The following is a 19,586-nucleotide window of genomic DNA, read 5'->3' on the forward strand; positions in this document are numbered from 1 at the left end:
GTCAGTCCTCGATCGTGATCGCCTGTGTCGGGCAGGTGCGCACCGCGGCCTCGACCTCCTCGCGATCGCGGTCGGTGACGTCGAAGGACAGCACGGTGAGTTGCCCGTCGTCACCGATCTCGAAGTGATCGGGGGCCTCGGCCTCACACAAACCCAGTCCCGAGCATCGGCCCATGTCCACCTTGATTCGGCAACCTGTCGTCGCCACGGTCATCACTTCCTCCCGTGCGGATAGAACGGCATCTCCAGAACGCCGCGCATGAAGTTGGTTCGCATCAGCTTCGGTTCACCGGCAACGAAATCCGGCATCTGCTGATGCAGTTCCCGGAACAGCGACCGCATCATCGACTTGGCCAACTGGTTGCCGAGGCAGTAGTGCACGCCACCACCACCGAAAACGACATGCGGGTTGGGGCTACGCTGCAGGTCGAAGGTGTCCGGGTCGTCGAAGACCTCGGTGTCCCAGTTACCCGACCCGTACATCATCACGACCTTGTCGCCGGGCAGGATCTGCTGGCCGCCGAGTTCGTACTCGGCGACAGCGGTACGGCGGAACGTCAGTACCACCGACCCCCACCGCAGGAACTCCTCGATCGACTTGTTGATCCGGCCCTCGAAGTCCTCCCACAACCACGCCCGCTGTTCGGGGAAGTCCGTCAACGCCTTCACCGCGAAACTCGTGGTGTGGCGCGTGGTGTCGGTCGCCGCGACCGAGAACAGGGTCATCACCGCGCCGATCTCGAAGACGGTCAGCTTCTCGCCGTCGACCTCGGCCTGCACGAGGTTCGTGATCAGATCGTTCTTCGGGTTCTCGCGGCGATCGGCAACCAATTCCTCGGCCAGGTCATGAATGAACAGCGCGGCCTCGGTCTGCACCTCAGCTGCGTCCCGCCCGGCCAGCAAATCGGGATCGGCCCAGGCGGTGATCTCATCGGCCGCGTGGCCGACGGCGACCACGCGGTCTTCGGGGATGCCGAACATGTCGCCGTACATCTCGATCGGCAGGTGTCGCGCGATGTCGGCGACGAAGTCGATCTCGTCCCGATCAGCCACCGCGGACACGATGCGGTGTGCCCGAGATGCGATGTCGTTCTCGATCTTGCGGATCTGCTTGGGCGTGAACGCCGCACTGACCAGCTTGCGGATCTTGTCGTGCTGCGGGTTGTCCATGGCGAGGAACGACATGGCCATCTCGAGAAACATCGACGGCAGCATGTCGGCGAACACGCCGTACGACGACACGAACACGTCGTTGTGCTGGCTGATCTCGGTGATGTGCTCGTGTTTGACCACAGCCCAGAAGCCCGGATCGTCGGGATCGGGGACGACCGTGGTCTCCAGGGCCGGTTGCCAGGTCACCGGAGCGGTGTCGCGTAGCTGGGCGTACACCTTCTCCCGCACGGGTGCGTCCTGGTCCCAGAACGCATCGGAGGAGATGTTGATCGGGTAGTACTCGCGGGTCGCCGCGACGTCGTTGCTGGGGACGACATCACCGTCGTCGTCGTCGAAACTCAGGTCGGCGTCATCAAAAGTTGTTGACATCAGGGTGTCCTGTCCATCGTTGGGCTGTGGGTGTGTGCGCCCGCTCAGTCGTCGGCGTGACTGAGCAGGATGTCGTACGGTTTGGCCTCGCGCCCACCGGAGAGATCCACGTGGACCGCCTTGGCTTGGGTGTAGGCATCCAGGGCGTCGGGGCCGAGTTCTCGACCCACACCGCTCTGCTTGTAGCCGCCGAAGGGGACCTGCGCGTTGATCTGGTGGGCGTCGTTGATCCACACGCTGCCGGTCTGGACCTGTTCGGCGACGGCGAGCCCGCGGCCGTTGTCGGTGGTCCACACGCTGGCGGCCAGGCCGTACTCGCTGTCGTTGGCGATGGCGATGGCCTCGTCGTCGGTGTCGTAGGGAATGACGGTGAGGACGGGTCCGAAGATCTCTTCCCGCGCCACCGGCATCGAGTTGTCGACGTCGGTCAGGATGGTCGGCGCCACCCAGTAGCCGCTTTCGAACTGCTCGCCCTCGGGAACGCCACCACCGATCACCGCCTGTGCGCCGGCAGCGACGGCGTCGTTGATGTAGGCGAGAATCCGGGCCTGCTGCTTGCCGTCGATGACCGGACCCATGTCGGTGTCCCAATCATCGGGCGCGCCAAGGGCAATCGTGCCGGCCCGCTCCACCAGCCGGGTCACGAACTCGTCGTGCAGGCTGCGCGGCACGATCGCCCGCGTGCCCGACTCGCAGATCTGGCCGGAGTAGGTGAAACAGCCGTAGAGCACACCGTCGACGGCGAGGTCGAGGTCGGCGTCGTCGAGGACGATCGACGGACCCTTGCCGCCGAGTTCGAGGGTGACCTCCTTGACGGTGCCCGACGCCAGTTTCATGATTTCCCGGCCGATCTGGGTCGATCCGGTGAAGGCGATCTTGGCGATGTCGGGATGGCTGGCCAGCCGGGCACCGGCATCGCGCCCGTCGCCGGGCACCACGTTGAGGACGCCGGCGGGCAATCCGTTGGCTTCGGCGATCTCGGCGAATCGCAGCATCGACAGCGGCGTGTGCTCGTCGGGTTTGACGACCACCGAGTTCCCTGCTGCCAGAGCCGGTCCCACCTTCCACAGGGTCAGCAGCAGCGGGAAGTTCCACGGTGCGATCGCACCGACGACACCCAGGGGTTCACGATGCACCACGCTCTGCGCGAGCGCGGGGAAGGTGACCACGGGGGCCGGACGGACGAACTGGTAGGTGTCGGCGAGATCGGCAAAGAAGGTGAAGTGCGCCAACGCATATCCGACGTGGAAGCCGGTCGCCTGACGCACGGTCGCGCCGTTGGCCGACATCTCCAGCTCGACGAGTTCTTCGATCTGGTCGTTGGCGGCGTCCGCGATCGCCCGCATGATCGCAGCCCGCTCCTGTGGGGTCTTGCCGGCCCACACCCGCGATTCGAAGGCCGCCTTGCCTGCGGCGACCGCGTCGTCGATGTGGCTCGCGGTGCCCTTGGCCACCGTCGCGACCACCGAGGCGTCGGCCGGGTTGACGATGGTCATCGACTCGTCGGTGTCGACGGCCTTGCCGTCGATGTGCAGTGCATAGTGTTGCACGTCAATACTTGTCATGTGTCTACCTCGACGGATCCAGGATGATCTTCATGGCCTCGCGGGCCTCGAAGAGCTTGTAGGCGTCGGCTGCCTCCGACAGGCCCATGCGGTGGGAGATCATCGCGCTCGGATGGAGTTTGCCCGCGGTCATCAGGCCGATGACCTCGTCCATGTACTCGGTGATGTGACTGACGCCCATCTCCACCTTCACGCCCTTGAGATAGAGCTCGGCGAAGGGGAATCCGTCGATCGACTCCTCGGTGTAGACACCGGGGATCGAAAGCGTGCCGCCGGCACGCAACAACGGGATCGCGGCGAGCAGTGCCGACGGATGGCCGACGGCGTCGACGACGACGTCTGCGCCCCGCCAATCCGAGAGATCGAGCACCGCGTCGGTGCCGTCGACCTCGCTGGAGTTGACGCCGATGGCGCCGAACTTCTCGGCCTCGGTCAGTCGTGCGGCGACCTTGTCGACGACGATGACCTTGCTCGCACCGAGCGCGACGGCCGACATCGCGGCGCACAACCCAACCGGACCGGCACCGACGACGGCGACGATGTCGCCGGCGCGCATCGCGCGGGCAACGGCCTCGTGGCCGGTGGTCATGATGTCACCGGCGAAGAGGATGTCCTCGTCGTCGATGTTCTCGCCCTCGGGGATGGCGCGGGCGGTCAAGTCGGCCGAGGGCACCACCACGTACTCGGCCTGCCCGCCGTCGAGATCACCGAGCGCGAGGCCCAGGCCGAAGATCCGGCTGCCCGCGCAGTTGCCGGGCTGGTGCCGGCGACACTGGTAGCACGCACCGCAGCTGACCACACACGACGACACGGCGCGGTCGCCCTCGCTGAACTGGGTGACGGCGTCGCCGACCTCGACGACGGTGCCGAGGAATTCGTGACCGAGGATGATGTCGGACTCGAGTTCCAGGCGGCCTTCGTAGGGGTGCAGATCGGTGCCGCAGATGGCCGTCTTCTCGACCTTCAGCAGCAAATCGGTGGGCTCGGAGATGGAGGGGATCGGCACGTCGTCGACCTCGAGTACGTGCGGTGCGCGCAGCACCGCGGCCTTCATCGTGCTCACGCCTTCACCTCGGCGTCCTTGGCGGCCACCTTCTCGCGGTACATCGGGAACAGCGGCTTGGTCAGCGGTACGAGCTTGAGGATCTTGTTGACCGGCCCCTTCGCCTTGACCTGTCCCTTGGCCAGGCCGACCGCGAGGTTGTAGTCACCGCGCCAGAACTGATCGGCGGTGTCGCCGCGCATGAGCAGGGTGATATCCGGCTTGAGGTCGCTCGGTCCGGTGATGACCTGGTAGTCGTCGCGGAAGGCGATGGTGACCTCGCAGTCGGGATCGTTGTAGAGCACGCGCATGACGATGTTGGCCGCCTTGAGTTTCGGACCGGACTCCGGGTGATCTCCGGCATCCCGGAACACCCCACCGATGTAGGTGTCCAGTTCCTCGGCGTCCTTGAAGTAACCCACTGCTGTCTCCTTCGATGCGATAGATCAGGGCTGATTGCCTTGTGATGCAATGCTTTCAAAGGCGATGTGATGCAGGTAACCGCATTTGGTGGCATCTCCGTATCCCTTTGGGGGTATGACCGGCGCCACAGCCGCGACTCGGCGGCATGCCAGACCACCCGATCCCCCGAATCGACCCGTCCATGCGCATGGAAACGGCCCCGCATCGACGACTGGGGGGCGTGCCGATGCGGGGCCGTGCTCGGGGGCGATAGGCGGCCGGAGGTGACCGGCCCGCATCACCGGAAAACTGGTCAGACAGGTTGCAGGCCGGAGACCTTCCACGTGTCGCCGTCCTTGGTCAGGCTGACCCGGATGCGACTGCCATCCAATGTCGGATCGGGATCGTCGGTGCTGGTCGTGGACTGGTTGATGAACATCAGCACGCTCGCGGTGGTGGGCGTGCTCTCGATGACGCCGGCCGCGGCCACCTTGGCCTGCGTGGTGATGTTGCGCTGCTTGGCCGCGGGGATGATCGTCTGCTGGGTCAACTTCGTGAAGTCTCCCTGGAACGATCCGGTCAACAGCTTGTACTTCGCGGCGAAGTCCGCGTCGATCCCATCGGCCTTGTAGGTCAACAAATCCGGCACGATCCGATTCGCCGCGGCCAGCGCGTCGGCCGAGGCCGTCGCCGCGGTCCGGTCCTGCTGGTGCTGGTGTGCGGTGATGCCCAATGCCACGGCGGCAGCGGCGAACGCCAGGACGACGATCGCGGTGACGATCCGGACGCGCCCGGCTCCGAGTCGGGCCAGCCGCCTCGAGCCTGCGGCCACCGCGCGCGAGACAACGCCCGGGACCGAGGGCTTCGGGAACCCACGCTTGCGTGTCGTGCTGTCTTCCAACGGTTCCTGCGCCGGGATCTCCGTGGTGGCCGGGCGGTCGGCCTCCTGCGACTGGGCGGCATCGGTCGTGGCCGCGTCCTGGGTGGTATCCGCGTCCTGGGTGGTATCCGCGTCCGTGGTGATGCCTGCGGACGTGTCATCCGTGGCCCCGGAGTTCTCGGCCCCGGTGTCCTTGCTCTCGGTGGTGTCGAGGTTCTCGGTGGTTGTCACTGCGGTGTCACTCATGAGACGAACTCCATATTCGAGACCAGCCACTTTCCGTCCTGGTTGGTCAGATCGACTTTCATCCGGTAGACGCGTTGCTGGCCTTGCGGCGCCTCCGAGTTCTTCACCGTCGAGGTGACCGCGGCGATCGCCGTCGCGTGCTGGTCATCGGCGTTGATGAGCGCCACCGACGTCGCGGCGCCGGTCGAATCGACCTGTCCCTGCTTGAGAACTGCCGCGAAACTTCCTGTCGTGTCCGCGAATTGGTTGCGGAAGTCTCCGGTGGTACCGGCCTGGATGCGACGCACGTCCGCATCGGCGCTGGAGTAGCGCAGCGTCACCAGGTTGGCCACCATCTGACGGGCGGTCGCAACGATGAGATCATCGCGCTGGGCAACCGCGGCGACGTCGCGGTGTTGTTGGTAGAGCAGGCCTGCCCAGGTGCCACCACCGATGGCGAGGGCCAGGCACAGCGCCATCACGGCAGCCCACACCCTGCGACGACGAGTCGGCACGGCCGGCGGCGCCTGGGCCTCCACCTCGAGGTCGTCGTCCTCGGGATCGGTGTCGGTGCGCGGCGTCGTCACTGCGGAAACAGCTGTTGCCATGTTGTCTTCTCCTTCGGTGTCGGGCCGGCCGGACTGAGTAGAGAGCCGAGCGAGTAGTACGCGCCGGTGGGCGCCCGGAACCTACCGGTTCGGGGGTCGTACGGAACGGCCTGGGCCGCATCGTCATCCGCCGGGTCGCCACCGACCGTCGGAGGCGCCTGATAGGGCGCGTTGGGCCTGCTGAGCATCTGTGGCCACGTCGACGGCAGCCCCTCGGGGCAGCGCGCCACCTCCGCGGTCCGCACCGACGGATCGGTCGCACACGGCACGTTGCGTGCTCCGCGCGTGACACGCGGATCAGCCTTGGGCAGGTTGCAATAGTAGGTGTCGGTGACCGGAACCGGTGACAGATCACCGGGATTGCGGCGTTGCGTACCGTATCCAGTGGTGCAGGGCGGCGGATTGTTGGTGTTGCCCAGCTTGAGGTCAAGTTCGCCCTGCCCGGACTCGCGGTCGGCGGGGTCCTGGAACCCCTGTTCCATCGTGTTGACCGCGGTCGCGATCGCCGGATACACGACGAGGATGTGCCGGATACCCGGAACGTTGACGCGCAGCACCTCACCCACGGTCTGCAGGTTGGCCAACAGGATGGGCAGCGGTGTGGTGAGATCACCCAACAGCCCGGTCGCCGAGTCGATCGCCGCCGGACCGGTATCGAGGGTCGTCCGAATATCGTTGTCGCTCATGGCGAGTTGACCGGTGAACGACGCGAGGTCGGTGGCGAACGAGGAGATGTCGGGACCCGAGCGCACCACCGTGGTCAACAGCGGGTCGGTGTCGACGAGCAACTGGGTGGTCTGGTCCAGGCTCTGTGAGGCCAGTCCCACCAGTTCGCTGGATGCGGTCAGCGCGCTGTTGAGGTCGGGTCCGATGTCACGCAGCGCGGTCGAGGCCTCGTCGAGGGTGGTGTGCAGATCGGATTTGGGAACCTTCGCCAGCAACTGCTGCACCTTGTTGATGACATCGGTTGCCGGGATCGGGATGTTGGTGCGACTCTGCGGGATTAGCGATCCATCCTGCAAGAACCCGGAGCCGTCACCGGAGGTGGGCACCAGGTCGATGAACTGCTCCCCGGCCGCCGACACGCTGCGCACGTAGGCTTCGGAGTCCGACGGGATGTGGAAGTCGGACTTCACCTGCAGGCGCGCCTGCGCGCCGTCGTCGGCGGGATCGACCGCGGTGACCACCCCGACGTCGACACCGTTGTAGGTGACCAGCGCATTGGGATACAGGCCGCCGGCATCGCTGAGATCGGCAGTCACCGTATAGGTGCCGATCCCGGTGTAGCGCTGAAAGCCGGCATAGGCATAGGCGCCGTAGCCGACGGCGAGCACCGAGATCACGGCGAAGATGATCAGTTGGACGCGTACCAGTTTCGATCTCATCGGGTCGTCCGTCCTGCGGTCAGCGGGGCCAGCATCGGATCGGCCGAGCCACGCGCGGTCTGCGTCTGATTCCCCTGCGTCTGGGTCCTCGGCGCCTGGTTCCTCGGCTGCCGGGTGAGGCTGGGCAGCACCACGTTGGCGAGTTTGCCGGGACTGATGTCCAGTGTGAGGAATAGATTCAGGTAGTCGCCCTTGATTCCCCGGTCGGTGGCCATCACCGGGAACGGCAGGGTCAACGCGATCTTGAGCGCCTCGGTGAGGTTGTCCCCCACCTTGGCCAGCCCGTCGAGCGTGGGGGCCAGGTTCTGTAGGTCGCTCACCAGATTCTGATGACTGTTGTCGAGTACCGAGGTCGCCACCTGTCCGAACTGGCCGACCGAGTCGAGCATCGAGACGAGTTGCTTCTCTTGGTTGTTCACTACGTCGATGGCGGGCTGCAGAGCGTCGATCCCCGCGCCGATCACCTCCTTCTGCCGATCGAGTTCGGTGCTGAGCCGGCCCATGGCATCGATGACGTTGCCGATCTGGTCGCGCTGGCTGTTGAGCGTGTCCACCAGCGGTTGCAGGCGGTCGATGACCTGACGTGCGTCCTCCTGCCGCCCGGCCAGCACCTGGTCGACCTCGGTGCTGATCGTGCGGACCTGTTGCAGGGCAGAGCCGTTGAGTACCAACGACAATGACGACAGCACGTCCTCCACCGCAGGGTACCCGTCACTGCGGTTCAAGCCCAGGTGGGCGCCGTTGCCGAGTCGCCCCTCGGGTTGCTGTCCGTCGGGCACGTGCAGCTCGATGTACTGCGAACCGAACAGACTGGTCTGGGCGAGGGTGGCGTTGACGTTGCCCGGCAGATCGGTGTCGGAGTCGATGTCGAGCACGGCTTGGGCGTGCCAGCCGTCGGTGACGATCTTGCGGATGTTGCCCACCGTGACGTTCTCGGACTTCACCGGTGAGTTGCCCACCAGGTTCTGGGCGTCGGCGAGATCGACGGTGATCTGATAGGTCGAACCCGATGCGGTGTTGCCCGGCAACGGGATCGAGTTGACACCATCGAAGGTGCACGCACTGGTGCCCACGGCCGCCGCGACGAGGAGACCGAGTGCCGAGACACGCGTACCACGTGAGAGACGAACGGATCGTGCGGATCTCATCAGCGTCCTCCCGGCCGTGTCGAGGTGGGTGCCGACGTCGGAGCAGCCGGCGTGGTCGAGGCCGACGGGTTGACGCCGGCCCGGGCCGCCGCGGTCGCCGCGTTCTGGCGGATCTGCGTCAGCGTCGAGGCACACTGGCCCTCCGGTGCGTTGACCGTCGCCACCAACGCGCAGATCAACGACTGCGGGTCGGGGATGTCCGGGATGCCGAGCGCACCGGTCAGTGAATTGCCCACCGGGTCATAGATGTTGTAGAAGTCCGACACCGCGGTCGGGGCCACGTGCAGGATGTCGGCGAGGGTGTCGACGCGGTCGACGAGCAGGCCGGTGATGTCGTTGGCCTTGCCGACGTCACGCACGAGTGCCTCGCGAATGGTGTCGACGAAGTTCTTGATCACGTCGAAGGCCGAAGCCAGACTCGCCAGCAGTTGATCGGTCTCGGTGCGGTTGTCGGCGAGCACGCCGGAGAACGTCGCGAGCTGATCGGAGAAGGTGCGGATCTGGTTGTCCGCCGCCGACATCGCCGCGACGAACTGCTGTAGGTTACGCACCGTCGCGAACAGGTCGGTACCACCGCGATTGAGGGTGCCCGACGCACCGGAGAGTTGCACGAGCGCCTGCCGTAGCACCTGCCCGTTGCCGTTGACGGTGCGCGCGGTGGTGGTGAGGAAGCGGTTCAGAGTCCCCTGCTCGTCCGCCGAGGTCGGCCCGAGGTCGTCGGCCAGCCGCACCAACTGCTGTTTGACCTCGTCGAATTCGACAGGAGTCGCGGTGCGGTCGATGGGGATCTCCGATCCGTCGGCCAGGGTGTCGCCGCCGGTGTAGGGCGGGACCAGCTGCACGTACCGCCCGGTCACCAGGGTCGGCGCGATGATCGCGGCCTTGGCGTCCTTCGGGATCGGCTGACCGTCGACGGTCAGCGCCACCTGAACCCCGTTCGGGCCGGGGGTGATCGCGTCCACCTTGCCCACCGGCACGCCGAGCACCATCACCTCATCGCCGACGTAGAGGCCCGCGGAGTTGCGGAACATGACGGTCAGTGAGGTCGACCCTGAGCGGTCCACGTAGTAGGCGGTCGCGCCGATGATCGCGGCGACGGCGAGCACGCACACCGTGATCTTGCCGGGTGTCGAACTCCCCGAACTCGTGGCGCGGGTTTTGCGGTAGTTGCTGAACTTCGGGAACAGCCCGCCACTTCGGGTGCGGCGCCGCGGCACTGAAGCGCTGCTGTCGTCGCGGGTCATCGCGGTGCTCCTGTCGTCGCGGGGAAGGGAACCGTGGCGGGTGCAATGTTCTGCAGCAACACCCCGAAGAACGGTCCGGAACCGACCGCCTCACCGAGCTGGTAGGTGAAGGTCTTGAGTCCGGTGATCGACTGATCGATGTTCGAACGGTTCTTGTTCAGCAGGTCGAGCACCGAATTGAGCTGATCGAGAGCGGGTTTGAGGGTTGTCTGGTTGTCGTTGGCGATACCCTTGAGCCCGTCGGCGACCTGCCGTGCCTGCACGAGGATCGCGTGGATGTCTTCCGAGCGCCGGTTGAGCGCGGTGAACAGCGTCGTCCCCTGCCCGAACAACGCCGCCAGTTCCTGATTGCGCTGTGCCAGCACCTTGCTGGTCGTGTCGGAGTTGCTCAGCAGCGTGCGCAGCTGGCTGTCGCGGGAGGCGATGGTCTCCGAGAGTCGCGACAGTCCGCTCAGTGAGGACTTCAGATCCGGCGGCAACGCCGCCTCGACGTCGGTGAGCTGGTTCAATGCCGTGGACAGGTCCACCGTGTCAGTCGCCGACACCTTGCCGGTGACCTCCTCGAGGCTGCGGGTGATGTCATAGCCCGATGTCGTGCGCGCCACCGGAATGGTGGCACCCTTGTCGAGGGATCCGGTTCCGCGCGGGGTGATCTCGATGCAGCGCTGCCCCAACACGGTTCGGACCTTGATGGCCGCGGTCGAGTCGTTGCCGAGCCGCTGATCGGAGGTGTCGACGGAGGCATCGACGACCACCTTCGCGCCGTCGAGGGAGATCTTGTCGACCTTGCCCACCTCGACGCCGGCCACCAACACCGGATCACCCTCGTGCAGACCGCTCGCGTCGGCGAACTCGATGTGCATGGTGTGACCGCTGTTGATCACCGGCAATGACCGGAAGTTGAACGCCAGGACCAGCACCACGATGATCGCGACGGTTCCGACGATGCCCATGGTGAGCGTATTGCGTTCCAGCATCGACTTGTTCAGATCGATCACGGCTGGCACCTCGCGGCAGGAGCGGTGAACATCGGGGTGCGATCATGCGCACCGGGGCCGTACTTGATGGCCAGCCCGCAAACGAAGAAGTTGACGAAGCTGCCGTAGCCCGACGCACGCCCGATCAGTCGGTAGGTTTCGGGGAGTCGATTCAAGATCACATCCAGTGTGGTCGTGTTGCGTTGGAGGTTGCCGGTCAGTTGTTGCAGCCCGGTGACCGAGCCGGCCAGAGCAGGCCGGGCATCGGTGACGATGCCGCCCAGAGCTCCGGTGAGTCCGTTGATCTGGGTCAACGACGAGCTGATGCGACCGCTGTCGGCGGACAGATCACGCACGAGCGTGGACAGTCCGGTGATGAGTCCGTCGAACTGGTCGGCGCGCGCGTTGATGACCTGCAGGACATTGGAGAAGTTGTTGATGATCTCACCGATCACCTGATCGCGGTCGGCCAACGAGTTCGTCAGGGTGCCCATCTGCTCGACGAGATCGGAGACCGCGGCCTCCTGGCCATTGAGCACCTGCACCAGCGACGCCGAGATCCGGTTGGCCTGATCGGGATTGAGGCCCTGCAGCAGTGGCCGGAAGCCATTGACGACCTGATCCATGTCGAGCGCGGGGGTCGTCTGGGTCTCCGGGATGGTGCCGCCCGCGGGCAGTTGGCCCATCGCGCCGGGACCGTCGAGCAGCTCGACGAACCGGTCGCCGATGAGATTCTTGTACCGGATCACCGCCCGGGTCCCGTCCATGAGCGTGTTGGTGGTGCGCACGTCGAAGTCGACAACGGCGTGCCCGTCACCGTCGAGATGGACACCGGTGACCGACCCGACGGGCACGCCTGCGATGCGCACCTCGGACCCGTTCTCGACGCCGGTGGCCGAGCTGAACACGGCGCTGTACCCGGTGCTCGGACCGAATCGCAGGTTGCCGGCGGTGACCGCGACGAACGCACCGGCGAGGGTGGTGATCGCCACGAACGCGACGAGTTTGAGTACCACTGCCGTCGTCTTCATCAGTGGCCTCCGAACAGCAATGTGGCCAACGGGTTTCCGATCAGATCACCGGCGTCGTTGATCGGCCGGTAGGCGTCGGAGCCGTCGGGGAAGTCGACGTGACCCACGCGTCCGCCTCGTGGTTCGTAGCAACTCGGTCCCACTCCGGACAGGCCGACCTTCGGCAGATTCTCCGGATAGGTGTAGGGCGGGTTGCCGGCGAGGATGGTGCCGACGACGTTGAGGCCCGGTAAGGCGCTGCCGCCGTTGGTGAGCTCGAGAGTGCGCGACGTCTGGGCGAGGTTGTTCAGGAAGCATGGCAGGATGCCGGAGAACTGACCGAGCACGGCCAGCGTCGGATTCAGCGAGGCCACCGACTCCTGGAGCGGGCGTCCGCCTGCGACGAACAGATCCCGACCCGTGTTGCCCAGGTTGGAGAAGCTCAGCAGGAACGCGGCGAACTGTTGTTGTTTGTCGGTCAAGGTGTGTGCCGTCGTGGTCAGGTTGCGCACCGTCGTCAACAGGTCCGGGGCGGCATCGGCCAGGGTCTGCACCGCCGGGGTGCCGATCCGGATGTCGCGGCGCAACAACGGGAGGTACGGATTGAACGTGCCGAGATAGGTGTTGAGCTGATCGATGAGCCGACCGGTCTCGTCACCTGCTCCGTTCACGGCGAGCGCGAGTGCATTGAGGGTGTCGGACACCTTGCGCGGATCGACTTCGTCGACGACCTGGACCAACGACTTCAGCAGATCGTTGACCTCCGTCGAGTTCTGGGTGAAGTCGATGACCGAGCCCCCGATCAACCGCGACCGCTCGGGGAACTGCGGGCGCTCCAGGGTGATGAACTTGCGGCCGAGCAGGGTGGTCGGATCGATTGCCGCGGACACATTCGATGGGATGTCGTCGACCCGGTCGGAGTCGATACTGATATTGATTCGTGCCCGATCACGTTCGGCCACCACCGATTCCACGCGACCGACGACGACTCCGTTGAGTTTGACGTCGCAGCCGCGTTCGAGCATGAGACCGGTGCGGTCGGCGTAGACGGTCACAGGAACCGTGTCGCGCAGATCGCCGCGATAGAGCGCCAGTGAGAGCACCACCGAGGCGGTGATGACGAGGATGAGCCCGATGCCGAGCAGGAGGTTGGCCATCCGGCCGAAGTCGCGGAAATGTCCCATCAGCCGGACACCTTCACCGCGCCGGACGGGCCGCCGTACACCGCGAGACCGACCAGCAGATCGATCAGCATGACCGCGATCAGCGAGGTACGCACCGCGCGACCGACGGCCACGCCCACCCCGGCCGGACCGCCGTGGGCGTTGTAACCGTGATAGCAGTGCACGCACATCACCACGACAGCCATCAGGAGTACCTTGACCATCGACCACAGGACGTCCTTGGGCACCAGGAACACACTGAAGTAGTGCGAGTAGGTACCCGATGCCTGGCCGTACAGAACGATGGTGACGAATTGTGTTGCCGCGTAACCGACGAACAACGCGACCGCATACAGCGGCACGACGGCGATGACGCCGGCGGTCAGCCGGGTGGCCACCAGATACGGAAGCGACGGGATCGACATCGTCTCGAGGGCGTCGATCTCCTCGCTGACGCGCATGGCCCCGAGCTGGGCGGTGAAGCCTGCGCCGACCGTTGCGGTCAGCGCGATCCCCGCGATTCCGGGGATCACCTCACGGGTGTTGAAGAACGCCGAGATGAAGCCGGCGAACGCGCCGAGGCCGATGCGTCCCAATGACGTCGTACCCTGCTGTCCCACTTCGTATCCCACCGCGATCGACAGCATTGACACCACGACGACGGTACCGCCGATGACGGCGAGTGCACCGCTGCCCATGCTCACCTCGGCGAGGAGTCGCAGTACCTCGAGGCGGTAGCGGCGGATGGTGCGGGGCACCGTGGCGACCGTCTGGATGTAGAACGACACCTGTCGTCCCAGTCCCTCGAGGAAGCCCGACGGCGCCGAGGCAGCACGTTGCGCGACCCGGAGTACCCGGTTCGGTGGGATCTTGGTCGTGACAGTGGACATCGAAGCGGTTTCTCCCGGGGTCATCAGTGGATGGCGATCGTCGTGATCACCGAATTGGCAAGGAACAGAAGCAGGAACGCGTAGACGACCGTTTGGTTCACCGCATCGCCGACACCCTTCGGGCCGCCCTTCACGTTCAGCCCGAGGTGGCAGGCGACGAGACCGGCCAGCAGGCCGAAGACACCGGCCTTGATCTCACTGACGAAGAAGTCCGGCAGCCCGGTGATGATGGAGATACTGGTGATGTACTGCCCGGGCGAGGCCCCCTGCAGGTACACGGTGGCGACGTAGCCGCCGATCAGTCCGACCGCCGACACCAGACCGTTGAGGAACACCGCCACCAGCGTGGACGCGACAACCCTTGGCACACAGAGCCGTTGGATCGGATCAGTGCCGAGCACCCGCATCGCGTCGATCTCCTCGCGGATGGTCCGTGAGCCCAGATCGGCACAGATGGCCGTCGAGCCGGCACCGGCGACCACGAGAACGGTGATGATGGGCCCGATCTCGCGGATGATGGCCACACCGGCACCGGCGCCGCTGAGATCGACTGCCCCCACCTCGGTGAGCAGGATGTTGATCTCGTAGACGAACATCATGCAGAACGGGATCGACATCGCCAGCGCCGGAACGATGGAGATGCTGGCGATGAACCAGGCCTGGTGGAGCAGTTCCCGGACGTGGAGTCGGGTGGTGAACAGGTACCGGAACGTTTCCAGCGACGTGGCGTAGAAACCGCCGATCGCTCGCGGCACGGTCTTGGCGGCAGCGCCGGCCGCCGACCACCGAGCGCTGCCACCACCCCTCGACCTGCTTGCCGTTCTCCCGACGTCGGTCACCGTCGCCACAGACCACCACACCCCTTGAATTCCGCAGGTCATCACCTGCGGCCGAACGCCGTGATTTGGACTGTCGACGTTCGTGACTAATGGACTCGGCCGACCGGATGGAACACTCTCACCCTCTGATGTGTTGCCCATCACACGTCGACGCTCTGCAACGCTAACGAAGCTCCGTGGGAGTCCACCTGCCCCGCCGGTGATGTCTTGCTACCCCATTGGGGGTAGCCCCCCTCCCCCGATCGGGTGGGTCCACACTGTCCCGGCGCCGCATCGACGCAGCGCAGCCGCGGTTTTCCACTGCCCACTCGCTCGAGTTGCCGGCCTCCCGAGGGCCGATCCGAGGCTTGTCATCCCGCTCGGCGTCCGTGTTAGCTTCTCCTGCATCCGAGCCGCGCGCATCGTGGAGAAGGAGAGCTCTCATGACGGCATCATCGCGTCCGTCCACGTCCGAGAATCCCTCGTTGGTGATCGACCGGTGCGAGGGAATCGCCTCGGTGCAGCTGAATCGTCCCGCCGCAGCCAATGCGCTCGACGCCGGGCTGTGGTGGTCCCTGGCGTCGGCCTTCGTCGAGATCGACACCGATCCGTCGGTACGCGTCGTCGTGCTCTCCGGGGCCGGGCGCCACTTCTGCGCGGGCATCGATCTGCAGATGCTCGACGACTTCTCCACCGTCGCCGACGACCCGTGTGCCGGACGTGGTTCGGAAGCGTTGCTGGACAGGATCATCGAACTGCAGCAGGCGGTCAGCGCCATCGAGGGGTGCCGCGCACCGGTGATCGCCGCGATCTCCGGTGCCTGTATCGGCGCGGGACTCGACATCGCCGCCGCCTGCGACGTGCGCCTCGCGGCTGCCGACGCCCGTTTCTGCCTCAAGGAGGTCGACCTCGGAGTGACCGCCGACGTCGGTGTGCTGCAACGTCTGCCACGGATCATCGGCGAGGGCCTCGCCCGCGAGCTCGCCCTGACCGCACGCACCGTCGACGCGCAGGAGGCCCGTGCCATCGGGTTGGTCACGCGGGTCTCCGACGATCGCGACGGCGTCCTGGCCTCCGCACGCGAGCTGGCCGCCACCATCGCCGCGCGGTCACCGCTGGCGGTCCGCGGCACCAAACGTGCCCTTAATTTCGCGCGCGACCACCCGATCGGCGACGGCCTCGAGCAGGTCGCACTGTGGAATGCCGCCACCCTGCTCTCCGCGGACCTCGCCGAATCCCTGGCCGCGGCACGGGATCGCCGTACGCCCACTTACCGAGACTGACGATCCATCCACTCCAGAGGAGGTCCGGCGTGCGTATCGGACTGCTGATCAACTATTCCAGCGACTTCCGCACCGCCGCCGGCGAAGCGGAGGTCTTGGCAGCCAAAGGTGTTGAACTGCTTGCAGTTCCCGAAGCCTATGCGTTCGACGCGCCGAGCCAGCTGGGCTATCTCGCCGGCCGGATTCCGTCGGTGTCGCTGACGACGTCGGTCATCCCGATCTACTCGCGCACCCCGGCGTTGATCGGGATGACCGCGGCCACTCTCGACTACCTCACCGACGGTCGGTTCTCGCTGGGCCTGGGCACGTCGGGCCCACAAGTGATCGAGGGGTTGCACGGGGTGCCCTATCACGCGCCACTCGGCCGTACCCGTGAGGTGATCGAGATCTGTCGCACGGTCTGGACCGGCGCCAAGGTGACCCATTCCGGACGACACCATCCACTGCCGCTGCCCGCCGATCGTGGCACCGGCCTGGGAAAGCCGCTGGCGTTGATCTCCACCCCGATCCGCCCCGACATCCCGATCCTCGTTGCCGCGCTCGGGCCGAAGAACATCGAGTTGACCGCCGAGATCGCCGACGGCTGGCAGCCGATGTTCTTCGCGCCCGAGCGATTCCGCGACATCTGGGGCGAGCCACTCGACCGGGGCGGTGACTCCCGCCCCGAACACCTTGGCCCACTGGACATCCACGCACAGGTACCGCTGGCCGCGGGCGGTCCGGGATCACCCGGCCATGAGGCCATCAAACGGCACTACGCGCTCTACATCGGCGGTATGGGCGCCCCCGAACGCAACTTCTACTACCGCGTGGCATGTGCATACGGCTTCGAGTCGGCCGCCGCGGAGATCCAGAAGCACTTCCTGAGCGGCGCCAAAGACGTCGCGGCACAACGTGTTCCGGATGAGTTGATCGAGATGACGGCACTCGTCGGCGACTCGGCGTCGATGGCCGCACAACTCGACCGTTTCACCGCGGCCGGCGTCGGGACGGTGTATCTCATCCCGTTCGACGACGATCCGGCCACCCGAGCCGCCGCCGTCACACAGGTACTCGACGAGGCACGACCTAGGACGCCGACCACCGCTTGATGTCGCGATCGTCGACCGGCGCTCGTCGGTGCGCTGGGTGATCCGGATGTGGTTGCCGAACGGATCCCGCAGCGCGCAATCGATCCCGTACGGCTGCTCCTGCGGCTCCTGGGTGAACTCGACGCCCTTGGCCACGAGTTCGGCGTAGGTGGCCCGGCAGTCGTCGGTACCGAGGATCGCCGCCGTGCCCAACGCACCCTGGGTGAGCAGATCGCGAATCGCCTCTGCCGCTTGCGGTGTGGTGGCCGGCGGGCCGGGCACCGTCAGCAGGATCTCGCGGTCGGGTTGGGCGGGCGGGGCGATGGTGAGCCAGCGCATGAATCCCACGTCCACATCACTGCTCACCTCGAAACCGAGTGCGCCGACATAGAAATCGAGCGCCTCCTGATGATCGAGAACGAAGATGGAATGAATGGCAACCGAGGTGATCATGACGACGACGCTACGGGCTCCACGCCGGTGAGCGCTTCTCCGAAACTGCGCAATCCCGTTGCCGGTCGCGTCCAGTCCCGGACCACGCAGCCCGGCACGGGGATCGGGGCCGCGGCACGGCGGTAGTCCGTCGGCGTACATCCGACGATGGCGGTGAATGTGCGGGAGAACGTCCCCACGCTGTCATAGCCGACCGCGAACGCCGTGTCGGTGACCGTCCGACCCGACCGCAGTGCGGCACAAGCCCGTTCGATCCTGCGCCGCTGCAGGTAGCGGTGTGGGGTCTCGCCGAACAGCGCAGAGAATCGGCGACTGAAGTGCGCGGACGACATCACCGCGATCCGGGCGAGTTCGTCGACGTCGAGCCGTCGCGCGTGATGCCGGTCGATCGCATCCCGCGCACGCAACAGCCGCCGGTTCTCGTCCTCGCGGGCCGACATCACGCTACGGTTCACCCGCTCATGCTCTCACCGGAGCCGGACCGCCACAACGATCGTCGGAGATCGTCGGACTGTCACGACGACACCCCCGACCGCACCAGGGCGATCGGGGGTGTCGAGGAGTCGAACTCGCTCAGGCCTGCGCAGGCTCGGCGAAGTTGCGGGTCACCGCCGGGTCGACCGGGATACCCGGACCCGTGGTGGTGGAGACGGTGACCTTCTTGATGTAGCGGCCCTTGGCAGCCGACGGCTTGGCGCGCATGATCTCGTCGTAGGCGGCACCGTAGTTCTCGGCCAGCTTGGTGGCGTCGAACGAGGCCTTACCGATGACGAAGTGCAGGTTCGCTGCCTTGTCGACGCGGAAGTTGATCTTGCCGCCCTTGATGTCGTTGATGGCCTTGGTCACGTCCGGGGTGACGGTGCCGGTCTTCGGGTTCGGCATCAGACCACGCGGGCCCAGGACGCGCGCGATCCGGCCGACCTTGGCCATCTGATCGGGGGTGGCGATCGCGGCGTCGAAGTCCAGCCAGCCGCCCTGGATCTTCTCGATGAGATCCTCGGCGCCGACCTCGTCGGCACCGGCGGCCACGGCCTCGGCGGCCTTGTCGCCGGTGGCGAACACGATCACGCGGGCGGTCTTACCGGTCCCGTGGGGCAGATTGACGGTGCCTCGAACCATCTGGTCCGCCTTGCGGGGGTCGACGCCCAGCCGGATCGCAACCTCGACGGTCGCGTCGGTGTTCTTCGACGACGTGTCCTTGGCCAGCTCGGCAGCCTCCAGCGGGCTGTAGAGCTTGCTCTTGTCGACCTTCTCGGCCGCGGCCGCGTAGGCCTTGCTCTTCTTGCTCATTGCTCTGTTCTTTCTCCGTGAAACGATTCGGGTTGGTGGTGCGGGCCGAGCCGGCCCTCCCACTACATCTGAAGACTCTCAGCCTCGCGAGCTCACTCGACGGTGATTCTCGCGAGATCGCAAGCTCACTCGACGGTGACCCTCGCGAGATCGCAAGCTCACTCGACGGTGATGCCCATCGACCGAGCAGTACCGGCGATGATCTTGGCGGCCTGATCGATGTCGTTGGCGTTGAGGTCTTCCTGCTTGGTCTTGGCAATCTCGCGGACCTGGTCCATCGAGACCTTGCCGACCTTCTTGGTGTGTGGCTCGCCGGAGCCCTTCTGCAGACCGGCAGCCTTGAGCAGCAGCTTCGCCGCCGGTGGGGTCTTCAACTTGAAGTCGAACGACCGATCTTCGTACACGAAGATCTCCACCGGAATGACGTTGCCACGCTGCGACTCGGTCGCGGCGTTGTACGCCTTGCAGAATTCCATGATGTTCACGCCGTGCTGACCAAGCGCCGGACCCACGGGCGGGGCCGGGTTGGCCGCGCCTGCCTGGATCTGGAGCTTGATGATCCCGGCAAGCTTCTTCTTCTTGGGAGGCATC

20 protein-coding genes and 1 pseudogene are annotated in these 19,586 nt (G+C 65.8%); 2 read left to right on the top strand and 19 right to left on the bottom strand.

Translation table 11 applies throughout. From position 1 onward, the window contains the following. Position 1: 1 nt before the first annotated feature. The 15 genes from QNM97_RS17660 to QNM97_RS17730 form a co-directional block, all read right to left on the bottom strand. Positions 2 to 214: a ferredoxin gene (locus QNM97_RS17660; protein WP_283819617.1), complete on the bottom strand. Its 213-nt coding sequence runs from the start codon at positions 212 to 214 to the stop codon at positions 2 to 4. Next, positions 214 to 1,542, bottom strand: coding sequence for a cytochrome P450 (locus QNM97_RS17665; protein WP_283819618.1), 1,329 nt, complete (start codon positions 1,540 to 1,542; stop codon positions 214 to 216). Before QNM97_RS17665 ends, QNM97_RS17660 begins: the two co-directional genes overlap by 1 nt. A 44-nt stretch (positions 1,543 to 1,586) precedes the next feature. After that, positions 1,587 to 3,107 (bottom strand): aldehyde dehydrogenase family protein, encoded by a 1,521-nt coding sequence (locus QNM97_RS17670; protein WP_283819619.1) that lies wholly within the window; start codon positions 3,105 to 3,107, stop codon positions 1,587 to 1,589. A gap of 4 nt (positions 3,108 to 3,111) precedes the next feature. Then, positions 3,112 to 4,161, bottom strand: a complete 1,050-nt coding sequence (locus tag QNM97_RS17675) for an alcohol dehydrogenase catalytic domain-containing protein (protein ID WP_283823243.1) — start codon at positions 4,159 to 4,161, stop codon at positions 3,112 to 3,114. A gap of 5 nt (positions 4,162 to 4,166) precedes the next feature. Continuing rightward, positions 4,167 to 4,571 carry a hypothetical protein gene (locus QNM97_RS17680; protein ID WP_283819620.1) on the bottom strand — a complete coding sequence of 135 codons (405 nt, stop codon included), beginning with the start codon at positions 4,569 to 4,571 and terminating at the stop codon, positions 4,167 to 4,169. Between the two features lie 293 nt (positions 4,572 to 4,864). Beyond that, positions 4,865 to 5,677, bottom strand: a complete 813-nt coding sequence (locus tag QNM97_RS17685; protein ID WP_283819621.1) for a hypothetical protein — start codon at positions 5,675 to 5,677, stop codon at positions 4,865 to 4,867. Next, complete coding sequence (locus QNM97_RS17690) at positions 5,674 to 6,264, bottom strand: Rv1363c family protein (protein ID WP_283819622.1); 591 nt, start codon at positions 6,262 to 6,264, stop codon at positions 5,674 to 5,676. Before QNM97_RS17690 ends, QNM97_RS17685 begins: the two co-directional genes overlap by 4 nt. Continuing rightward, positions 6,240 to 7,649 carry an MCE family protein gene (locus tag QNM97_RS17695; protein WP_283819623.1) on the bottom strand — a complete coding sequence of 470 codons (1,410 nt, stop codon included), beginning with the start codon at positions 7,647 to 7,649 and terminating at the stop codon, positions 6,240 to 6,242. Before QNM97_RS17695 ends, QNM97_RS17690 begins: the two co-directional genes overlap by 25 nt. Further along, positions 7,646 to 8,797 (bottom strand): MCE family protein, encoded by a 1,152-nt coding sequence (locus tag QNM97_RS17700; protein WP_283819624.1) that lies wholly within the window; start codon positions 8,795 to 8,797, stop codon positions 7,646 to 7,648. The genes QNM97_RS17695 and QNM97_RS17700 overlap by 4 nt, the downstream gene beginning before the upstream one ends. After that, complete coding sequence (locus QNM97_RS17705) at positions 8,797 to 10,041, bottom strand: MCE family protein (protein ID WP_283819625.1); 1,245 nt, start codon at positions 10,039 to 10,041, stop codon at positions 8,797 to 8,799. The genes QNM97_RS17700 and QNM97_RS17705 overlap by 1 nt, the downstream gene beginning before the upstream one ends. Then, positions 10,038 to 11,039 carry an MCE family protein gene (locus QNM97_RS17710; RefSeq protein ID WP_283819626.1) on the bottom strand — a complete coding sequence of 334 codons (1,002 nt, stop codon included), beginning with the start codon at positions 11,037 to 11,039 and terminating at the stop codon, positions 10,038 to 10,040. The genes QNM97_RS17705 and QNM97_RS17710 overlap by 4 nt, the downstream gene beginning before the upstream one ends. Then, positions 11,036 to 12,049, bottom strand: coding sequence for an MCE family protein (locus tag QNM97_RS17715; RefSeq protein WP_283819627.1), 1,014 nt, complete (start codon positions 12,047 to 12,049; stop codon positions 11,036 to 11,038). Before QNM97_RS17715 ends, QNM97_RS17710 begins: the two co-directional genes overlap by 4 nt. Next, a complete protein-coding gene (locus tag QNM97_RS17720; protein ID WP_006370812.1) occupies positions 12,049 to 13,212 on the bottom strand; it encodes an MCE family protein in 1,164 nt (387 codons plus the stop codon). Before QNM97_RS17720 ends, QNM97_RS17715 begins: the two co-directional genes overlap by 1 nt. After that, entirely contained in the window at positions 13,212 to 14,081 is an 870-nt protein-coding gene (locus tag QNM97_RS17725) for an MlaE family ABC transporter permease (protein WP_006370811.1), read from the bottom strand. The genes QNM97_RS17720 and QNM97_RS17725 overlap by 1 nt, the downstream gene beginning before the upstream one ends. 23 nt (positions 14,082 to 14,104) lie before the next feature. Further along, positions 14,105 to 14,836: an MlaE family ABC transporter permease gene (locus QNM97_RS17730; protein ID WP_006370810.1), complete on the bottom strand. Its 732-nt coding sequence runs from the start codon at positions 14,834 to 14,836 to the stop codon at positions 14,105 to 14,107. A 506-nt stretch (positions 14,837 to 15,342) separates the two neighbouring features. Here QNM97_RS17730 and QNM97_RS17735 point away from each other — a divergent pair. Continuing rightward, positions 15,343 to 16,182 carry a crotonase/enoyl-CoA hydratase family protein gene (locus QNM97_RS17735; RefSeq protein WP_283819628.1) on the top strand — a complete coding sequence of 280 codons (840 nt, stop codon included), beginning with the start codon at positions 15,343 to 15,345 and terminating at the stop codon, positions 16,180 to 16,182. Between the two features lie 29 nt (positions 16,183 to 16,211). After that, positions 16,212 to 17,273, top strand: a complete 1,062-nt coding sequence (locus QNM97_RS17740) for an LLM class F420-dependent oxidoreductase (protein WP_283819629.1) — start codon at positions 16,212 to 16,214, stop codon at positions 17,271 to 17,273. Here QNM97_RS17740 and QNM97_RS17745 read toward each other — a convergent pair. The 4 genes and pseudogenes from QNM97_RS17745 to rplK form a co-directional block, all read right to left on the bottom strand. Beyond that, positions 17,251 to 17,705 (bottom strand): annotated as a pseudogene (locus QNM97_RS17745) (VOC family protein). The gene QNM97_RS17740 and the pseudogene QNM97_RS17745 overlap by 23 nt on opposite strands. Beyond that, complete coding sequence (locus QNM97_RS17750; RefSeq protein ID WP_283819630.1) at positions 17,702 to 18,160, bottom strand: helix-turn-helix domain-containing protein; 459 nt, start codon at positions 18,158 to 18,160, stop codon at positions 17,702 to 17,704. Before QNM97_RS17750 ends, QNM97_RS17745 begins: the two are co-directional and overlap by 4 nt. Positions 18,161 to 18,278: 118 nt before the next feature. Beyond that, on the bottom strand, positions 18,279 to 18,995 hold the full coding sequence (rplA, locus tag QNM97_RS17755) for a 50S ribosomal protein L1 (RefSeq protein WP_006370805.1): 717 nt from the start codon (positions 18,993 to 18,995) through the stop codon (positions 18,279 to 18,281). A 158-nt stretch (positions 18,996 to 19,153) separates the two neighbouring features. After that, complete coding sequence (gene rplK, locus QNM97_RS17760; RefSeq protein ID WP_006370804.1) at positions 19,154 to 19,585, bottom strand: 50S ribosomal protein L11; 432 nt, start codon at positions 19,583 to 19,585, stop codon at positions 19,154 to 19,156. Position 19,586 lies beyond the last annotated feature (1 nt).

Source organism: Gordonia sp. L191 (assembly GCF_030077625.1).
Taxonomy (GTDB): Bacteria; Actinomycetota; Actinomycetes; order Mycobacteriales; family Mycobacteriaceae; genus Gordonia; species Gordonia polyisoprenivorans_A.